The 18945-nt window shown below is 60.1% G+C and carries 17 protein-coding genes; 8 read left to right on the forward strand and 9 right to left on the reverse strand.

The genetic code is table 11. The features are described 5' to 3' along the window. Window positions 1-6: 6 nt before the first annotated feature. On the forward strand, window positions 7-1794 hold the full coding sequence (locus AOA62_RS26025) for an ATP-binding protein (protein WP_017139084.1): 1788 nt from the start codon (window positions 7-9) through the stop codon (window positions 1792-1794). A gap of 124 nt (window positions 1795-1918) precedes the next feature. On the opposite strand, the gene AOA62_RS26030 is transcribed toward AOA62_RS26025, so the two are convergent. The 6 genes from AOA62_RS26030 to AOA62_RS32560 form a co-directional block, all read right to left on the reverse strand. After that, complete coding sequence (locus AOA62_RS26030) at window positions 1919-2695, reverse strand: N-acetylmuramoyl-L-alanine amidase (RefSeq protein WP_017139085.1); 777 nt, start codon at window positions 2693-2695, stop codon at window positions 1919-1921. An 88-nt stretch (window positions 2696-2783) separates the two neighbouring features. After that, window positions 2784-4853, reverse strand: coding sequence for a diguanylate cyclase (locus AOA62_RS26035; protein ID WP_099550159.1), 2070 nt, complete (start codon window positions 4851-4853; stop codon window positions 2784-2786). Beyond that, window positions 4850-5728 (reverse strand): endonuclease/exonuclease/phosphatase family protein, encoded by an 879-nt coding sequence (locus AOA62_RS26040; RefSeq protein WP_017139087.1) that lies wholly within the window; start codon window positions 5726-5728, stop codon window positions 4850-4852. Before AOA62_RS26040 ends, AOA62_RS26035 begins: the two co-directional genes overlap by 4 nt. A 10-nt stretch (window positions 5729-5738) precedes the next feature. Then, window positions 5739-6374 (reverse strand): thiol:disulfide interchange protein DsbA, encoded by a 636-nt coding sequence (gene dsbA, locus AOA62_RS26045; protein ID WP_017139088.1) that lies wholly within the window; start codon window positions 6372-6374, stop codon window positions 5739-5741. Window positions 6375-6544: 170 nt separating this feature from the next. Further along, window positions 6545-7186 (reverse strand): cytochrome c, encoded by a 642-nt coding sequence (locus AOA62_RS26055; RefSeq protein WP_017139089.1) that lies wholly within the window; start codon window positions 7184-7186, stop codon window positions 6545-6547. A gap of 33 nt (window positions 7187-7219) precedes the next feature. Further along, on the reverse strand, window positions 7220-7441 hold the full coding sequence (locus tag AOA62_RS32560; protein WP_017139090.1) for a cytochrome: 222 nt from the start codon (window positions 7439-7441) through the stop codon (window positions 7220-7222). Between the two features lie 192 nt (window positions 7442-7633). On the opposite strand from AOA62_RS32560, the gene yihA reads away from it, so the two are divergent. Beyond that, the gene (yihA, locus tag AOA62_RS26065) at window positions 7634-8275 is read left to right on the forward strand and encodes a ribosome biogenesis GTP-binding protein YihA/YsxC (RefSeq protein ID WP_099550160.1); all 642 of its coding nucleotides are present in this window, start codon (window positions 7634-7636) and stop codon (window positions 8273-8275) included. A 269-nt stretch (window positions 8276-8544) separates the two neighbouring features. On the opposite strand, the gene polA is transcribed toward yihA, so the two are convergent. Beyond that, window positions 8545-11322 (reverse strand): DNA polymerase I, encoded by a 2778-nt coding sequence (gene polA / locus AOA62_RS26070; protein ID WP_099550161.1) that lies wholly within the window; start codon window positions 11320-11322, stop codon window positions 8545-8547. Between the two features lie 74 nt (window positions 11323-11396). Between polA and AOA62_RS26075 the strand changes: the two genes are divergently transcribed. After that, the gene (locus AOA62_RS26075; protein WP_017139093.1) at window positions 11397-11687 is read left to right on the forward strand and encodes a DUF2782 domain-containing protein; all 291 of its coding nucleotides are present in this window, start codon (window positions 11397-11399) and stop codon (window positions 11685-11687) included. A gap of 55 nt (window positions 11688-11742) precedes the next feature. After that, window positions 11743-12696, forward strand: coding sequence for a homoserine kinase (locus tag AOA62_RS26080; RefSeq protein ID WP_017139094.1), 954 nt, complete (start codon window positions 11743-11745; stop codon window positions 12694-12696). A 109-nt stretch (window positions 12697-12805) separates the two neighbouring features. Here AOA62_RS26080 and AOA62_RS26085 read toward each other — a convergent pair whose 3' ends face one another. After that, window positions 12806-13735: a zinc ABC transporter substrate-binding protein gene (locus AOA62_RS26085; protein WP_099550162.1), complete on the reverse strand. Its 930-nt coding sequence runs from the start codon at window positions 13733-13735 to the stop codon at window positions 12806-12808. 46 nt (window positions 13736-13781) lie between these two features. Between AOA62_RS26085 and AOA62_RS26090 the strand changes: the two genes are divergently transcribed. From AOA62_RS26090 to AOA62_RS26105, 4 genes are read left to right on the forward strand one after another with little or no spacing between them, the layout of a single operon-like run. After that, entirely contained in the window at window positions 13782-14276 is a 495-nt protein-coding gene (locus AOA62_RS26090; RefSeq protein ID WP_169987986.1) for a Fur family transcriptional regulator, read from the forward strand. Continuing rightward, window positions 14276-15061, forward strand: a complete 786-nt coding sequence (znuC, locus tag AOA62_RS26095) for a zinc ABC transporter ATP-binding protein ZnuC (protein WP_099550163.1) — start codon at window positions 14276-14278, stop codon at window positions 15059-15061. Before AOA62_RS26090 ends, znuC begins: the two co-directional genes overlap by 1 nt. After that, on the forward strand, window positions 15054-15842 hold the full coding sequence (gene znuB, locus AOA62_RS26100; RefSeq protein WP_099550164.1) for a zinc ABC transporter permease subunit ZnuB: 789 nt from the start codon (window positions 15054-15056) through the stop codon (window positions 15840-15842). Before znuC ends, znuB begins: the two co-directional genes overlap by 8 nt. 37 nt (window positions 15843-15879) lie before the next feature. Beyond that, window positions 15880-16599 carry a PA5502 family lipoprotein gene (locus AOA62_RS26105; RefSeq protein WP_017139101.1) on the forward strand — a complete coding sequence of 240 codons (720 nt, stop codon included), beginning with the start codon at window positions 15880-15882 and terminating at the stop codon, window positions 16597-16599. 101 nt (window positions 16600-16700) lie between these two features. Here AOA62_RS26105 and katE read toward each other — a convergent pair whose 3' ends face one another. Continuing rightward, on the reverse strand, window positions 16701-18842 hold the full coding sequence (gene katE, locus AOA62_RS26110; protein WP_017139102.1) for a catalase HPII: 2142 nt from the start codon (window positions 18840-18842) through the stop codon (window positions 16701-16703). Window positions 18843-18945: the final 103 nt, after the last annotated feature.

Raw genomic sequence — 18945 nt, forward strand, 5'->3', positions numbered from 1 at the left:
TACCTTATGAAGCTTGCGATGAAACTGCGCACTCGGTTGTTTCTGAGTATCTCAGCGCTGATAACCGTCGCCCTGTTGGGACTGGTCCTGGGACTGGTCAGCGTCATGCAAATGGCCAAGAGCCAGGAGTCGCTGATCCGCAGCAACTTTATCACCCTGGACCTGGGCCTCAAGCTGCGCCAGACCTTGGGCGACCAGTTGATCCTGATGCTGGAGGAGCAGCCCGACCCCGCTGCCCTGCAGACGTCCAAGCAGAACTATTTTGCCCTGCTGGACCAGGGCATCGCCCATGAGCAGCAGGACGGCAGAACCAGTGGTTTCAGCCAGGCACGCATCGACTACCTGAATTTCCTCAAGGCGTTTGACGAAGCTCAGCAAAGCTCACTGGCCAACAATAAAAACGAAAAACTCACCGAAACCTTCAATGCACTGCGTAACGGACTGATCGCTGAACACAAAGGCGCCCTGGAAAATATCAACGACAGCGAGCACAAGTCGCGCAATCGCGCCTTGTTAATCGCCGGCTTGCTGGGGCTGGTCGGCCTGGCGGTGTTGATCATCGGCTTCGTCACCGCCCATGGCATCGCACGGCGCTTTGGCGGGCCAATTGAAGCCTTGGCCAAGGCCGCCGACAAGATCGGGCAAGGCGATTTCGAAGTGACGCTGCCGATCTCATCGGCGGCAGAAATGAATCAGCTGACCCGTCGTTTCGGCATCATGGCCGAAGCACTGCGTCAGCATCAGGCGACCAATATCGATGAATTGCTGGCCGGCCAGCAACGCCTGCAAGCAGTGCTCGACAGCATCGACGACGGCTTGCTGATGATTGACCGCCAAGGCCGTCTGGAACACCTTAACCCCGTGGCACAGCGCCAGTTGGGCTGGGACGAAGAGCGCCTCGGCCAAGGCTTGGGTGAAGCCTTGGGTCGCCCTGAAATGGATGAGCAGCTGCAACTGGTGCTGCGCGGCGGCAACCTGGAGCGCGCGCCGGACGATCTGGAAGTGGAAGTCGAAGGCGAACTGCGCCTGCTGACCTACAGCCTGACGCCGGTCAGCCATACCCAAGGGCATATTCTAGGTGCGGTGATGGTGCTGCATGACGTCACCGAACAACGCGCGTTCGAACGTGTGCGCAGCGAGTTCGTATTGCGCGCCTCCCACGAATTACGCACGCCGGTGACGGGCATGCACATGGCCTTCGGGCTGTTTCGCGAACGGGCGAAGTTTCCCGCCGAGTCCCGTGAGGCCGACCTGCTGGATACGGTCAATGAAGAAATGCAGCGCCTGATGCAGTTGATCAACGACCTGCTCAACTTCTCGCGCTACCAGAACGGCCTGCAAAAACTCACGCTCGGGCCATGCGATGTCACTGATTTGCTCGAGCACGCACGAGCCCGGTTCACGGAGCCCGCGAACGCACAACACATCGAACTGCTGGTGGAAGCTCAATCGGAATTGCCCAGGCTGTACGCCGACCAGGTTCAACTCGAGCGTGTACTCGATAACCTTCTAGGCAATGCTTTGCGACATACGGCCAATGGTGGCCAGATTCGCTTGCAGGCGCGCCGCCACGGCGAACGGGTGATTATCAGCGTTGAAGATAACGGCGAGGGTATTGCCTATGGCCAACAGGGGCGCATCTTTGAACCTTTCGTACAAGTAGGCCGCAAGAAAGGCGGCGCTGGCCTGGGGCTGGCGTTGTGCAAGGAGATCGTACAGTTGCACGGCGGTCGCATGGGCGTGTATTCGCGGCCGGGGCAGGGTACGCAGTTCTATATGGCACTGCCGTTGTAGCCTGGATACAAAAAAATGTGGGAGCGGGCTTGCCCGCGATTACGGTGGTTCAGCCAAAACTTTGTTGACTGACACTCCGTCATCGCGGGCAAGCCCGCTCCCACATTTGTATGGGGTTACACCTTTAGCGGCGGTTCAATGCGCTCAGGATCGCTGCACTTTCCGCATCCGGCGTGCCGTCGAACCGTGATGGCCGGAAGTGCATCTGGAACGCCGCGATCACATGGCGCGTGGCCACATCCAGCTCACCCGTCTGCGGCGTCTGGTAGCCCAGGCGCGCCAGTTCTTCCTGGAACCACGTAATACTCGGCAGGCTAACGGCATACTGTTGCTGGAACCGAGCCACCGCCTGTGCATCCGGCCACACGCCCAAACCTTCAGCCGCCAGGCGCTTCCACGGGAACAACGGGCCTGGGTCGAGCTTGCGCAATGGCGCAATGTCGCTATGGCCGATAATGTTTTTGGGGTCGATGCCGTTGCGCTTGCTGATGTCCTTGAGCAACACCACCAACGACTGCACCTGGGCCTCGGAGTACGGGTACCACAGGCGGCCGGTCGGCGCGTCTGTATAACCTGGGTTCACGATCTCGATACCAATGGAGCTGGAGTTGAGCCAGGTGCGGCCCGCCCATTCGCTTTCACCGGCGTGCCAGGCGCGCTGGCTCTCGTCTACCAGCTTGTAGATGGTGCCTGAAGCGTCATCGCCAATGAGGTAATGGCTGCTGACCTGGCCGTGCGTGAGCAGCGCCAGGGAGCGTTCAAGGCTGGCGGAGGTGTAATGGACAATGACGAACTGCACGCGGTTGTCGTGGTTCAAAGAAGGGTGGCTGGTGTTCAGCCGCGGGCCGCTGGCGCAGCCGGCGAGCAAAAGAAGCACAAAGGCAATGCAAAAGGATTTCATGGCGGAAGACAGTACGCAGAAGACGATAATGCAACAGTGTAACGGATGGTTCGGGGCTCGACGGTCAAATCACAAAATGGAACATCTTTTACGCCGCCTGCACCCGGTTGCGTCCAGCGGCCTTGGCCCGATACAACGCCTCATCGGCACGCTTTAGCGCCAGGTCACTGCGTTCTCCCGGCTGGAACTGCGCCACGCCCATGGACACCGTGATGGTCACCGGCTCGCCTTTGAAGTGGAACGGGCATGCCTCGATGGCCGAACGCAGCACCTCACCCACGTCCAAAGCATCTGCCAAACCTGAGTCAGGCATCAACAATACAAACTCTTCACCCCCAAATCGCGCGATAAAATCGCCGGAGCGCAGGCGCTTGCGCAACACATTGGCGATGATCTTCAGCACCTTGTCGCCGGCCAAGTGGCCGTAGCCATCGTTGATGCGCTTAAAGTGGTCCAGGTCGAGCATGGCCAGTGACAGGCTGTTGCCGCGCTGATGCCAGCTATTCACTTCATGATCCAGGCGCTCGCTCCAGGCCGCACGGTTGGGCAGGCCGGTGAGCGGGTCGATCAAGGCCTTCTGGCGCTGCACTTCCAAATGCTCGCGATAACCTTGGGCTTCCTGCTCCATGTTCGCCACCCGCTCGGCCAGGCTTTTGAGCCGCGCCGCGACTTCCTGCTCGCGCTGGTCACGCTGCTGCCGGTGTTCGTCCATGGTGCCGAGCAAGCCTTCAAGGTGGCTTTCCAGCACATGCTTGAGGCTGTCCAGGTCAGCAGCTTCCTGCACGCTGCTTTGCAGGCCGTCGACCTGTTCACGGATCTGCGTATCCAGCTCCCGTGCGGCCGAGCGGCTGTCGGCGTGCCCCTCACTGGCCACCTGCAGATGGCCCTGGAAGGCTTCGAGGCGTTCATTAAGCTGCTTGAGGTAGGCCTCGAACTCATGCTGGCCACTGTCGGTAATCGCCAGCATCAGCACCGCCAGGTCATCGAGGATCGGCAGCAATTCGTACCAGTTCAAGCCGTGGGCCAAGCGCTCGCGCATGGCTTCGGCCTGGGGCCGGTGGCGCTCGGGTAAGGACAGATCCTCCAGCAAGCCAAGCAAGGTGTCTTCGATATGCTTGGCGACCGAGCTGTAGGACGGCTCGGGGGAGTCGGGCAGGGCGTAGGTGCCGTCCGGTTGCAGCGCATCGGGATCGGGCTCGCAGGGTTCCAGCACGGGCGGAAGCGACAGGCTGCCTATGAGCGTTTGATCTGGCGTGTCGACCTCAACCTGCGGCTCTTCGATAAATGCAGCAAGGGCGCTTTCGGGCGCGGCTTCCTCTAGTGCTGGCTCGGGCATCTCTGGCTCAGAGACTTCGTCAGGCCCGACGGGGGCTTGCTCCGGCGCCGGTGCCTCAAAGGCAAAGGCTTCGCGGGCGACTTCAGCCACTTTGACCGGCTCAGCGGGTTCAGGCTGCGCGGCGGCCGGCGTTACCGGCAATGGCGCAAAAGCGCGCAAGGCTTGGGTCAGCTCTTCGGATTGCACGGGCTCCAGTGGCTCGGGCGCGGCTTTGGCAGCAGCAGGTTTCGACGCCGGCGGTTGCGGTGCATAGAGCGGGGCAGATTCAACCACCGACGCCTCATTCGACACATCCTTTGCACCAAACAGGCGTTGCAGCAGGCCTGGTCCAGGGCGCGCAGCTTCGCCTTCAGGCTCCAGGTTATTTAGCGCCTGCCCTTGCAGGCTGCTCAATTCGCTGAGCAGCAGCGGGATCTCACGCGCCTGGCCGACTCGGCCCTCAAGCTGTTTGGCGAAGGTTTTCAGCGGGCGGGCGACTTCACGCGGCAGAGGCAGTTTCTGCAACTGCGCAACTAAGGCAGTCAGCGCAGTGCTGATCTGGTCGACCCGGGTTTCGCGGCGCTGCTCCGAGTCGAGCACGGCTTTTTCCAGGCGTGGCAGCAAGGCGGCGAGGGCAGCGTCCATGTCGTCGGTACGCACCACATCGCGCATTTCTTTCATGCATTGATCAACCGCACGGTCGGTGCCTTCCGCCGCCAGCGTGCTGCGCACCAGGCCTCGGCGCAACAGGTCGAGGCGGGCAGCCCAGCGGCGTTCGAGCTTATCTTGCTGCTCAACGCTTTTAAGGTATTTCTCTTTCCAGCGCTGGGCGTCGTCGCTCATGCAAGGGGTCCGCGTGGGCCTGGGCTCAACGCGGGTAATGCATCAGCCGTGAGCGAACCCGGCAGACGAATCTCTACCGCGACGGGCAGGTGATCGGAAATGGGCTGCGCCAGCACCTGCACACTTTCCAGTGTAAGGCTGGGGCTGAGCAGGATATGGTCGAGACAGCGTTGCGGGCGCCAGCTGGGAAACGTGGCTTCGACTTGCGGCGCCAGTAACCCGAGGTCGCGCAACGGGGAATTCTGCAACAGGTCGGTGGCATGGGTGTTCATGTCACCCATCAGCACCTGGTGTTTGTAGTTGCCGATCAGATCACGCACGTAGGCCAACTGGAGGTTGCGTGTACGCGCTCCAAGCGCCAGGTGCATCATCACCACCACCAAGGCTTCCGGGCCTTCGCCGAAACGCACAAGAATCGCGCCGCGCCCTTTTGGGCCGGGCAACGGGTGATCTTCGATGGCTGTCGGCTTCAAGCGGCTGAGCACGCCATTGCTGTGCTGTGCCAGGCGCCCGAGGTTGCGGTTGAGTTGCTGATACCAATAAGGGAAAGCACCGAGATGGGCGAGATGCTCCACCTGATTGACATAACCGGAGCGCATGCTGCCGCCGTCGGCTTCCTGCAAGGCGACCAGATCGAAGTCGTTGAGCAGGTCGCCGATTTTCTGCAGATTACCGGTACGCCCTTTGTGCGGCAGCAGATGCTGCCAGCCACGGGTGAGGTAGTGCCGATACTTCTCGGTACTGTTGCCCACCTGAATATTGAAGCTGAGCAGCCGCAGACGACTGTCTGCCGGCAAGCCCGTGGACTCCAGGTGGTGTTCGTTGACCCGCGGTTCATGCAGGCCAACGCTACGTTCAGTACCCCAGCCGCGCATGATGGCCCCCTTACTTGGCTGCGCGCTCTTTAGCGATCAGTTGGTCGGCAACATTGAGGGTTTGCTCAGGACCACCGGTAGTGCCCAGGTCGAAACGGTATTTGCCGTTGACGATCATGGTCGGTACGCCTTGTACGCCGTACTTCTGGGCGAGTTCCTTGGCCTGTTTGATTTGGCCCTGGATAGCGAAGGAGTTGAAGGTGGCCAGGAACTTGTCCTTGTCGACGCCTTGGGTGGCAACAAAGTCAGCCATTTCGTCAGGCTTGGTCAGGCGCTTGCCTTCTTTTTGAATCGCATTAAATACAGCGTTGTGAACCTTGTGCTCGACACCCATGGCTTCCAGGGTCAGGAACAGTTGGCCGTGGGCATCCCATGGGCCGCCGAACATGGCCGGGATGCGTCGGAAGTTAACGTCGGACGGAAGTTTTTCGGCCCAAGGATTGATAGTCGGCTCAAAGGCGTAGCAATGCGGGCAGCCATACCAGAACAGCTCCACCACTTCGATCTTGCCTGGCTCCGAGACCGGAACCGGGTTGGCCAATTCAACGTAGGTTTTACCGGCTTCAAGCGGCACGTCGGCAGCTTGCGCGGTCATGCCGAAAAGGCTGACAGTGACGAGAGCGGCGCTGAGGATCAGATTACGCATGCTTTACTCCTGGACAAATAAAGTCGCCTCACGCGACCTTTAGTTGTGACAGGTCTACGCGGGCATGAGTTCGTTAGTGTAACGGCACCGGCCACAAAAAAGGGCGGCCTAAGCCACCCTTTTTATGCTTGCATCGATGGATTAATCGAGCGTTAACGTCGCAGGTCCAATCAGTGCAGGCCCTGAATATAGCTGGACAGCGCTTCGATATCTTTATCCGAAAGTTTCGCCGCAATGTCAGTCATCATTTTGTTGCTGGCATCGCCATCGATGGAGCGAACCTTCTCGCGGAAGTCCTTCAACTGCTTGGCTGTGTATTGGGCGTGCTGACCACTCAGGTGGGGAAAACCCGCCTCGGCCAGCCCACTGCCACCTGCGATGTGACAAGCCTTACAGGCAGGCATGCCACCGATAGGTTGGTCTTCAGCGAGTTTGCCGCCTTGAAACAACGCCTGGCCTTTATCAACGAGCTTCGGATCAGCAGCTCCCACACTGCCTTTCTGGCTGGCAAAATACGCCGCGATGTCCGCCAGGTCCTGATCGCTGAGATTAGTCAGCAAGCCGGTCATTTCCAGCACCGTGCGCTTGCCGTCCTTGATGTCGTGCATCTGCTTGGTCAGGTAACGCTCACCCTGGCCTGCCAGTTTGGGGAAGTTCGGCGCCGGGCTGTTGCCATCCGGTCCATGGCAAGCACCACATACGGCGGCTTTCGCTTGACCGGCAGTGGCATCACCTTTAAGGGGGCCCTCTGCAGCGACGGCAGCGCCAGTGATGCCCAAGGTCAACAGCAGACTCACGATCAGTTTGTTCATCAGCTAATCCAACTACGGCTAAGGGTTTAAGAGTTATCTACCGGGTTTACTCACCATCAACGCGTTGATGGCCTGGTAATCCTCAGTACTGCAGTCCATGCACAAACCACGCGGCGGCATTGCCTTGAAACCCTGAGTCACGTGTTGCATCAGCGTAGCCATGCAAACTCGGTTGTACAGCGCCTCTGGATCCTGTGTAGCCTGAGCGCCTAAAAGCGCGATCAGGACACCAAAAGCGCATAACCATCGGGTCATACATCGACCTTTTCAGGGTTTGAGAGCGTTTTGCGTTCTAATGCGCAATGAAGGTCTTTCGCTCCCGTGAACTTCATCCTTCGCTGGGACAAAGCACACACAAAATCTGCGGCATTATATACTGGCGCTACTGAAACGGAAACGACACCGCTTGCCGCACCCTTTCTCGGCACCGCCCACATCGGAAATCTCATGCAACTCAAGAATCCCATCCTCGGCCTGTGCCAACAGTCCACGTTCATGCTCAGCGCCGCCAAAGTGGACCAATGCCCCGATGACGAGGGCTTTGAAGTCGCCTTTGCCGGCCGTTCCAACGCCGGTAAGTCCAGCGCGCTGAACACCCTGACCCACGCCAGCCTGGCGCGCACCTCGAAAACCCCGGGCCGCACGCAGCTGCTCAATTTCTTCAAGCTAGACGATGATCGGCGTCTGGTCGACCTGCCGGGCTACGGTTATGCAAAAGTACCCATCCCGTTGAAGCTGCACTGGCAGCGTCACCTTGAGGCTTACCTGGGTGGCCGCGAGAGTTTGAAGGGCTTGATTCTGATGATGGACATCCGTCATCCAATGACCGATTTCGACCTGCTGATGCTCGATTGGGCCGTCTCCAGCGGCATGCCGATGCATATCCTGCTGACCAAGGCCGACAAGCTGACCTACGGCGCAGCCAAGAACACCTTGCTCAAAGTGCAGTCCGAAATCCGTAAAGGTTGGGGCGACGCGATCACCATCCAGTTGTTCTCGGCGCCCAAGCGCATGGGCCTGGAAGACGCTTACACCGTGCTGGCCGGCTGGATGGAATTAGCAGACAAGGGCGCGGAAATCGCCGAATAACTTTTGCGCAGGCAAAAAAAACCCCGGACTTCGTATGGGGAGGGGAAGTTCGGGGTCCAAGTTCCGGACCGCTAGGGCGGGGTCCAGATATCTGCCAACACTTAACACAACATAGGAGCATTGAAGGGCTTCACCACCCATTCAGTAACTCTGAGTAGCAGTTCACGGGTTAAGTTCCGGCAGGTCAAAAAAACTATTGGAAATAACCTGCGACGCCTTTTGATCTAAAGCGCTCTGCCATCACCCTCGGCAATGGCAGAGCCGCGCTGTCAGTGTGCTTCGTCCCAGTTATCGCCCACGCCCACGTCTACCACCAAAGGCACGTCAAGCTTGGCCGCCGCGCTCATATGCTCGCGGATCTTCTCGCTGACTTGCGCCACCAGATCCTCACGCACCTCAAGCACCAATTCATCGTGCACCTGCAGGATCACTTTGGCATCCAGGCCCGACTCGGTCAGCCAGTTGTCCACCAGCACCATGGCTTTCTTGATGATGTCCGCCGCCGTACCCTGCATCGGCGCGTTAATCGCTGTGCGCTCTGCGGCCGCGCGCTCCTGAGGCTTGTTGGAGTTGATGTCCGGCAGATACAGCCGACGCCCAAAGAAGGTTTCGACATAACCCTGGTCGGCCGCCTGGGCGCGGGTGCGCTCCATGTATTCACGCACGCCTGGGTAGCGCGCAAAGTACACATCAATGTAGGCCTTGGCGGTCTTGGTATCCACGCCAATGTCCTTGCCGAGCTTCTGCGCGCCCATGCCGTAGATCAGGCCAAAGTTGATCGCCTTGGCACTGCGGCGCTGGTTGGACGTGACCTCTGTCAGCTCAACCTTGAACACTTCGGCGGCGGTGGCGGTGTGCACGTCCAGGTCATTACGGAAGGCATTCATCAGCCCCTCGTCCTTGGACAAATGCGCCATGATCCGCAGTTCGATCTGCGAATAGTCCGCCGCCAGCAACTTGTAGCCTTTAGGCGCGACAAACGCCTGGCGAATGCGCCGCCCTTCGGCGGTGCGCACCGGGATGTTCTGCAGGTTCGGATCACTGGACGACAAACGCCCGGTCGCCGCCACCGCCTGATGATAAGACGTGTGAATACGCCCGGTACGCGGGTTGATCTGCTCCGGCAGGCGGTCGGTGTAGGTGCTTTTGAGCTTGCTCATGCTGCGGTACTGCATCAGTACCTTGGGCAACAGGAAGTCATCTTCGGCCAGCTTGGCCAATACTTCTTCAGCCGTGGACGCCTGGCCTTTGCCGGTCTTTTTCAATACCGGCAAACCGAGCTTCTCGTAAAGAATCGCCCCGAGTTGCTTGGGCGAGCCCAGGTTGAACTCTTCACCGGCGATCTCAAACGCCTGGCGCTCCAGCTCAACCATCTTGTTGCCCAGCTCGATACTCTGGATGCCCAGCAGCGCCTTATCCACCAGTGCGCCTTGACGCTCGATACGCGCCAGCACCGGCACCAAGGGTATTTCAATGTCCGTCAGCACACTGGCAAGGCTTGGAATGGCTTCAAGCTGCGCATGCAAAGCCTGGTGCAGGCGCAGCGTCACGTCGGCATCTTCGGCCGCATAAGGGCCGGCTTGCTCAAGCGGGATCTGGTCGAACGTCAGCTGCTTGGCGCCCTTGCCGGCGATGTCCTGGAAGCTGACAGTGTCGTAGTCCAGGTACTTCTTGGCCAGGCTGTCCATGTCGTGCCGGGTCGCGGTGGAGTTCAGCACATAGGATTCGAGCATGGTGTCGAAAGCGATGCCGCGCACGGTAATACCGTTGGCCTGGTCGCCGCCGATGGCACAGTTGGCCAGGATGTTCATATCAAACTTGGCGTGCTGGCCGACCTTGAGCTTGGTCGCGTCCTCCAGCAATGGCTTCAAGGCCAGCAGTACCGTGTCACGGTCCAGTTGCTGCGGCGCGCCGATGTAGGAATGGGTCAGCGGGATGTAAGCTGCTTCATGGGGCTGCACGGCAAAGGAAACCCCGACCAATTGCGCCTGTTGCGCATCGATCCCGGTGGTTTCGGTGTCGAACGCGAACAATTTTGCCGCGTTGAGTTTTTTCAGCCAGGCGTCGAATGTCGCCTGGTCGAGGATGGTGGTGTAAGACGCTTCTGCGGGTGCCACCACTTCGATGGCCTCCTCAACAACAGGGGCAGCCTTGAGCTCAACGCGCTTGGCATCGCGCTGAATTTCATCAAACCAGCTCTTGAACTCCAGCAGCGTGTACAGCTCCAGCAGCTTTTCGCGGTCCGGTTCGATCAGGTGCAAATCATCCAGGCCCACATCCAGCGGCACGTCGACCTTGATCGTCGCCAGTTGATAGGACAGGAATGCCATCTCCTTATGCTCTTCCAACTTGGCCGGCAGGGTCTTGGCCCCGCGGATCGGCAAGGTCGGCACGATATCCAACTGCTCATACAGCTCTTTGATGCCGCCATTCACGCCCACCAGCAAGCCGGAAGCCGTCTTCGGACCAATCCCCGGCACGCCTGGGATGTTGTCGGACGAATCGCCCATCAGCGCCAGATAATCGATGATCTGCTCCGGAGCGACACCGAATTTCTCCTTCACGCCCTCGATGTCCATCGAGCTACCGGTCATGGTGTTGACCAAGGTAATGTGCCCGTCCACCAGCTGCGCCATGTCCTTGTCGCCGGTAGAAATCACTACCGGACGGTCAGCCGCCGCGCTGCTGCGGGCCAGCGTGCCGATCACATCATCGGCCTCGACGCCTTCAACGCACAGCAACGGGAAGCCCAGGGCGATCACACTCTGGTGCAGTGGCTCGATTTGCAGGCGCATGTCATCGGGCATGCTGGGGCGGTTAGCCTTGTATTCGGCGTACATCTCATCGCGAAAGGTCCCACCCTTGGCGTCGAACACCACCGCGAACGGGCTGTTTGGGTACTGCTTGCGCAGGCTTTTGAGCATGTTCAACACGCCCTTGACCGCACCGGTCGGCAGGCCTTTGGAGGTGGTCAGCGGTGGCAGCGCGTGGAAGGCGCGGTACAGATAAGAAGAACCGTCCACCAGGACGAGGGGGGCTTGGCTCATGAGCAGGATCAACCTTTTCGGCGGGTCAGGCGCTAGAATAGCCGGACCAATGACGACAAAGGGACAAGGTTATCATGCGTACAGTAAATCGCCTGTTGTTGACCGGCTTGATTGCACTCACCCCGATAGTGGCCATGGCGGCGGATACTGCGCCGTCGGGCGACCCGGAAGTTACCATTCGCACGGAAGGCGACAAGACCATTCAGGAATACCGCCAGAATGGCTTCCTGTACGCAATTAAGGTGACGCAAAAAGGCTTTCCACCGTATTTCCTGGTGCGCGCGGACGGAACCGATGCGAACTTCATCCGCTCTGACCAGCCGGATATGCTGATCCCGTCATGGAAGATCTTCGAATGGAAATGATTTCTTAACTTAAATTGGCGCCGCGCACTGCGGCGCCCGTACTGGCAGCTTAAACATGTCTGTGTTCACCCCCCTGGCTCGGCCCGAGCTGGAAACCTTTCTCGCCCCTTACGGGCTCGGCCGCCTGCTTGATTTCCAGGGGATTGCCGCCGGTAGCGAAAACACCAACTTTTTCATCAGCCTGGAACAGGGCGAATTCGTCCTGACTCTGGTTGAGCGCGGCCCAGTGGCGGAAATGCCGTTCTTCATCGAACTGCTAGACGTGCTCCACGACGCCGACCTGCCGGTGCCTTACGCGCTGCGTACCACCGATGGCATGGCGCTTCGCGAACTCAAAGGCAAACCGGCGCTGTTGCAGCCGCGCCTGGCCGGCAAGCACATAAAGGACGCCAACGCGCAGCATTGCGCCCAGGTCGGCGACCTGCTCGGCCACCTGCACCTGGCGACGCAAGGCGACAAAGTGCTGGAGCGCAAGACCGATCGCGGCCTGGAGTGGATGCTCACTGAAGGCGCGCAGCTTATTTCACACCTGAACGAAGCCCAGCAGCGTCTGCTGCAAGCGTCCTTGAGCGAAATCGAAGCCCACAAGGCCGACATCCTCGCCCTGCCGCGCGCCAACGTACACGCCGACCTGTTCCGCGACAACGCGATGTTCGAAGGCACCCACCTCACCGGTTTGATCGACTTCTACAACGCCTGCTCAGGCCCGATGCTCTACGACGTGGCAATCGCCTTGAATGACTGGTGCTCCGACGCCGATGGCGTGATTGATGGGCAACGCGCCCGCGCGTTGCTGGGCGCCTACGCGGGGCTGCGGCCGTTTACCGCCAAGGAGGCCGAGCTGTGGCCGACCCTGCTGCGCGTTGCGTGCGTGCGTTTCTGGCTGTCACGCCTGATCGCCGCAGAATCGTTTGCCGGGCAGGATGTGTTGATCCATGACCCGGCGGAGTTCGAGCATCGGCTGGCGCAGCGCCAGCAGGTTACCGTCCACCTGCCGTTCGCACTTTAAAATGTGGGAGCGGGCTTGCTCGCGAATGCGCAGTGTCAGTAAATACATCTATTACTGATCCACCGCATTCGCGAGCAAGCCCGCTCCCACATGGGTTATGTATTTGCAGTTAGAGCGACTCCAGGCACCCGGCCAAGTCACTCCCCAGCTTTTCCAGTACCTGCTCATAACCCTGCGCCGTCGCCGGGGTATAGCCACCCAACGCATCCAGCTCTGCCAACTTCACCGGCAAGCCCGCCACCAAAGTCTCGGCCAAACGCGGACGCAACGGCGGCTCGCTGAACACGCACGTCTTACCCACTTCCTGCAAACGCGTACGCATCGCGGCAACATGCTGAGCGCCCGGCTGCACCTCGGCGGCCACGCTGAACACGCCCGTGTGCTTGAGCCCGTAAGCGTCTTCGAAATAATCAAATGCCTCGTGGAACACGAAGTACGGCTTGTCGCCGACGGTGGACAGGCGCGCCTTCAAACGTGCATCCAAAGCATCCAGACGCTCATCGAACGCCTTCACATTGCTCTGATAACGCGCAGCGTTGGCCGGGTCGGCAGTGCTGAGGTCAGACGCCATGCGCGCAGCGATCACCCGAGCGTTGACCGTCGACAACCACAAGTGCGCATCCAGGCTGCCAGGGCGGTGATCGTGGTCGTGTTCGTCGGCATCATCGGCATGCGAGTGGCTATCTTCGGCGAACCGACGCAACTTCATCCCAGGCAAGTCTTGAACTGCCACGGTCGGCAGGCTACGCCCCTTGAGCACGCGTGGCAGGAAGCTTTCCATGTCCGGGCCGATCCAATACAGCAGGTCTACCGACTGCACGCGCCGTACGTCGGATGGGCGCAAGGCATAGTTATGCGGCGATGCGCCAGGCGGCAACAGCACCTCTGGAATCGCCACGCCGTCCTGCACAGCGGCGGCGATCAACTGCAACGGTTTGATGCTGGTCAGCACCTTGACCTCAGCCTGAGCGGCCCCAGCGATGAACAAACTGGTGACAAATACGACAAAAACGGGAAAAAGTCGGGACACGATGACCACTCAATGGCGTAGGAACAGGTAACATAATAACGTCTCTATCAAATGTCTGTCGCCGCTCATGCCTAAAACACCGCTTGCCAGCCGTCCCCACGACCACTCTCACTGCGTACACACCGCGCTGTCGGAGGCCGATACCCTGTGCGCGCAGAAAGGCTTGCGCCTGACCGCCCTGCGTCGTCGGGTGCTGGAGCTGGTGTGGCAAAGTCACAAGCCCCTGGGCGCCTACGACATTCTTGGCGTGCTCAGCGAGCAGGACGGCCGCCGCGCCGCGCCGCCGACGGTGTACCGCGCGCTGGACTTCCTGCTGGAAAACGGCCTGGTGCATCGCATCGCCTCGCTCAACGCCTTTGTCGGTTGCAGCCACCCGGAACACGCGCACCAGGGCCAATTCCTGATCTGCCGCGAATGCCATGCCGCCATCGAGCTTGAACAAAAAAGCATCAGCGACGCCATCATCAAAAGCTCCGCCGACGTGGGCTTCAAGGTCGAAGGGCAAACGGTCGAAGTGGTCGGGCTCTGCTCCGGTTGCCAGGGGGCTTGATGAGCAACGCGTTAATCCGCCTGGAGCAGGTTGGGGTCACGTTCGCCGGGCAAAACGTACTGGATAACATCGCATTGAGCGTGGAGCCAGGGCAGATCGTGACGCTGATCGGCCCCAATGGCGCCGGCAAGACCACGCTGGTGCGCGCCGTGCTTGGCCTGCTCAAGCCCGACAGCGGCAGCGTGTGGCGCAAGCCCAAGCTGCGCGTCGGTTACATGCCGCAAAAATTACACGTCGATCCAACGCTGCCGCTGTCGGTACTTCGCTTCCTGCGCCTGGTGCCTGGCGTCGACCGCGCACGCGCACAAGCGGCGCTTAAGGAAGTCGGTGCCGAACAGGTTATCGACAGCCCGGTGCAGAGCATCTCCGGCGGCGAGATGCAGCGCGTACTGCTGGCGCGCGCCTTGTTGCGCGAACCCGAGCTACTGGTACTTGATGAACCCGTGCAAGGCGTGGATGTTGCCGGCCAGGCCGAGCTGTACAGCCTGATCCCCCGCCTGCGTGACCGCCATGGCTGCGGCGTGCTGATGGTCTCCCACGACTTGCACCTGGTGATGAGCACCACGGATCAAGTGGTGTGCCTCAACCGCCACGTATGCTGCTCCGGCCACCCGGAACAGGTGAGCGGCGACCCGGCATTCGTCGAGCTGTTCGGCAAAAACGCGCAGAGCCTGGCGATCTATCACCACCATCACGATCACGCCCATGATTTGCATGGCGCTGTGGTCGACGATCCCGCTACGCCTCAACCCCACGTTCATGGAGATAGCTGCAAGCATGGCTGATTTTCTGCTCTACGCCCTGCTGGCAGGCTTGGCTTTGGCACTGGTGGCGGGCCCATTGGGCTCGTTCGTGGTCTGGCGGCGCATGGCCTACTTTGGCGACACGTTGTCGCATGCCGCGCTGCTGGGCGTGGCCATGGGCTTTCTGCTGGATGTGAGCCCGACCATCGCCGTCACTGCGGGCTGCCTATTACTGGCAGTGCTGCTGGTAACCCTGCAACAGCGCCAGCCGCTGGCCTCGGACACGCTGCTGGGCATTCTGGCGCCAAGCACGCTGTCGCTGGGCCTGGTGGTGCTGAGCTTCATGCATGAAGTACGCATCGACCTGATGGCCTACCTGTTCGGCGATTTGCTGGCGATCAGCCCCACTGACCTTGCCTGGATCCTCGGCGGCAGCGCCGCTGTGCTGGTGCTGCTGGTGGCCTTGTGGCGCCCGTTGCTGGCAATTACCGTGCACGAAGAGCTGGCCACCGTCGAAGGTTTGCCCGTACCGGCGCTGCGCATGACCCTGATGCTGTTGATCGCCGTGGTGATTGCTGTCGCAATGAAGATTGTCGGCGTATTGTTGATCACGTCGCTGCTGATCATTCCCGCAGCCGCCGCCCAGCGCCATGCCCGCTCACCGGAGCAGATGGCGATCGGCGCCAGCCTGCTGGGCATGCTCGCCGTGTGCGGGGGCCTGGCGCTGTCCTGGTTCAAGGACACGCCGGCCGGGCCGTCGATTGTGGTCACGGCCGCCGCCCTGTTTCTGCTGAGTTTTGTCCTGCCCCGTCGAGGGGTGTAGACTTGCTCGCTTTTTGCGCAAATAGAGAGTCGCAGGAATGAAGCCGTTCAACTCCCGTTATCTGCTCCTTGCCGCATTTTCCCTGCTGCTGGGCGCCTGCCAAAGCACACCGCCCGCCGCCCCCGAGGCGCAGGACCCGCGTGCTGCGGCCATCGCACAGCTGGAGCAAAACCTGGCCAGCAGTGAACTGGCCACCGCCGAAGACGAGCTGGCCGCATTACAGGCCCAGTCGCCCAACGACCCAGCCCTGGAAACCTACCAGCGCCAATTGGCCGAAGCCTACTTGCAACGCAGCCAGATCGTATTGCAAAAAGGTGATGTAAATGCCGCCGCTACGGCGTTAAGCCGCGCACGCGCCTTGATGCCCAAGGCTCCGGCGCTCACGGGCGGCGTCAACAGCGCCATCAGCCACGCCCGCAAAGCCGAGCTGGATAAAGCCGAAGCCGCCTTGAAAGCTGCCGAGGCCAAGCCACCCGCCAAGGTCATCGACCCGGCGGCTCAAAGCACCACGGTTGCGTTGAACCTCACCGATATTGAAGAACTTCGCCATCAGTTGGATGCGATCGCCACCGATGTGGTGAATTACCAGTGCGACGTGACCATTCAGGCGCCGCGCACCCAGGATTACCCATGGCTGGCCACACTGCTGACCAAACGGGTGAAGCGCATTGATTCGGCGTATGACCTGAAGATTCACCGGCAGATTGTGAAACACATCCCGGCGCAGGTTGTGTTGATTCCGCGCAAAACCGAGTAAAGCCATCGCAGGCAAGCCAGCTCCCACCTTTTGAACTGTGAATACAGTCAAATGTGGGAGCTGGCTTGCCTGCGATAGCGGTCTAACAAACACCCAAAAGCTTAAGCCGGAATCGCCTTGGCCTTAGGCTCCCGCGCCCACACCCGATGCTGCGCAATCGCCGCAAAGAATGCCTTGAACGCCTTGGCATCCGCTCCCACGATCAACCCCGCATCCGCCTCCAGCTTAAGCTGCTCCAGCAACGGCTTGGCATCACTGGCAAGCGCAATCGCCTTCAGATGCTTGTACGCCTCCAACAGGAAGTGCAACGCCACGCCGTCGCCACTCAAGGCCTTGATCGACTCTTTACCGCCCGGCACGAACACCGCATCAAACGCCACCGACGGCATGCCTTCCATCGACGCATCCACCGGCAGGCTCTTGCCATCCGCAGTCTTCACCGGTGCCGACGTCGGCCCCAGCACCTTGGCATGCGCACCTTCGGCGGCCAGCGCTTTCTTCAACGCCGCAATCGCTGCGCCATCCACACCGTTAGCCGCAAGAATTGCGACTTTGCGTGTTTTGATGTCGCCCGACAGCAGGTTCACCTGGCTCAACGCCGGCGACTCTTTCAGCGACGTCTTGCGCGGCGGTACCGTGCCTTTGGTCGGCGCCGGCAGGCCGAGGTTCTGCGCAACGCGCTTGGCCAACTCCAGGTCGATATTGGCCAGAATCTCGTTGACCTGACGCGCGCGGATAAACTCACGCTCCACCTTGCCCAACTCGAAGCTGTAGGCCGCGATGATGTGCTCTTTCTCGTGGTGGCTCATGCTGTGGAAAAACAGCGTGGCTTGCGAGAAGTGGTCACCAAACGACTCACTGCGCTCACGTACCTTGTTGGCGTCAACGCGCTCGTAATAAGTCTCGAACCCGCCATCCTGAGCCGCCGCTGGCGTTTCTTTGGGCCAACCGCCATCAATCGAGTTCGGCTCGTAGGACGCACGGCCCTTATCGATCACGGTGCGGTGCTGGGCATCACGCTGGCCGTTATGGAAAGGCGTGACCGGCCGGTTAATCGGCAGCTCATGAAAATTCGGGCCACCGAGTCGGCTGATCTGCGTATCGGTGTAGGAAAACAGACGGCCTTGCAGCAGCGGGTCGTTGGTGAAGTCGATACCCGGCACGATATGGCCTGGGCAAAAGGCGACCTGCTCGACCTCGGCAAAGAAGTTGTCCGGGTTGCGGTTAAGCACCATTTTGCCTAGCGGGGTTATCGGCACCAGCTCTTCGGGGATGATCTTGGTCGGGTCAAGCAGGTCGAAGTCGAACTTGTGTTCGTCCTCTTCGGCAACGATTTGCACGCCCAACTCCCACTCAGGGTAGTCGCCGCCCTCGATCGCTTCCCACAGGTCGCGACGGTGGTGGTCGGTGTCTTTACCGGCAAGCTTTTGCGCTTCGTCCCACACCAGCGAGCAGGTGCCGACTTTCGGGTGCCAATGGAATTTCACAAAGCTGGACTTGCCTTCGGTATTGATCAACCGGAAGGTGTGAATACCAAAACCCTGCATGGAACGCAGGCTTTTTGGAATGGCACGGTCAGACATGGCCCACAGCACCATATGCGCCGATTCCGGCTGCAGCGAGACGAAATCCCAGAACGTATCGTGGGCCGAGCCACCGGTAGGAATCTCGTTATGTGGCTCAGGTTTTACCGCATGCACAAAGTCCGGAAACTTGATCGCATCCTGGATGAAGAAGATCGGCATGTTGTTGCCCACCAGGTCGAAGTTGCCTTCGTCGGTGAAGAACTTCACGGCAAAGCCGCGTACGTCACGCACGGTATCGCCCGAACCACGCGGGCCTTGCACGGTGGAGAAGCGCACGAACACCGGGGTTTTATGCTCCGGGTTACGCAGGAACCCGGCCTTGCTCAGCGCAGAATGGTTCTTATAGGTCTGGAAATAACCATGGGCGCCAGTGCCACGGGCATGCACGATGCGCTCCGGGATACGCTCATGGTCAAAGTGCGTGATTTTTTCACGCATGATGAAGTCTTCCAGCAGCGAGGGGCCACGGGCGCCGACTTTGAGGGTGTTCTGGTTATCGGAAATCTTTACGCCTTGGTTGGTGCGCAGCGCCTGGCCGGTCGCATCGGAGCGAAATTCTTCCAGGGCCTGCAGCTTGGCGTTGGTGTTGCCACGGTCCAGGGTATCGGTGCCCGCAAGCTCACTCTTAGGCGGGGTGGCTGGCTTCTTGGTACTCATCAGTCAAAACTCCTTATTCAAAGTGGCCAGAGCGGTCCCCGGCTCGTTTGAGCAAACCCCCAGGCACGGCACCTGGGAAATTGAGTTGCTTAAGTAGTGACTG

This window comes from Pseudomonas sp. 2995-3 (assembly GCF_002742565.1).
In the GTDB taxonomy this organism is placed as follows: Bacteria; Pseudomonadota; Gammaproteobacteria; order Pseudomonadales; family Pseudomonadaceae; genus Aquipseudomonas; species Aquipseudomonas edaphica.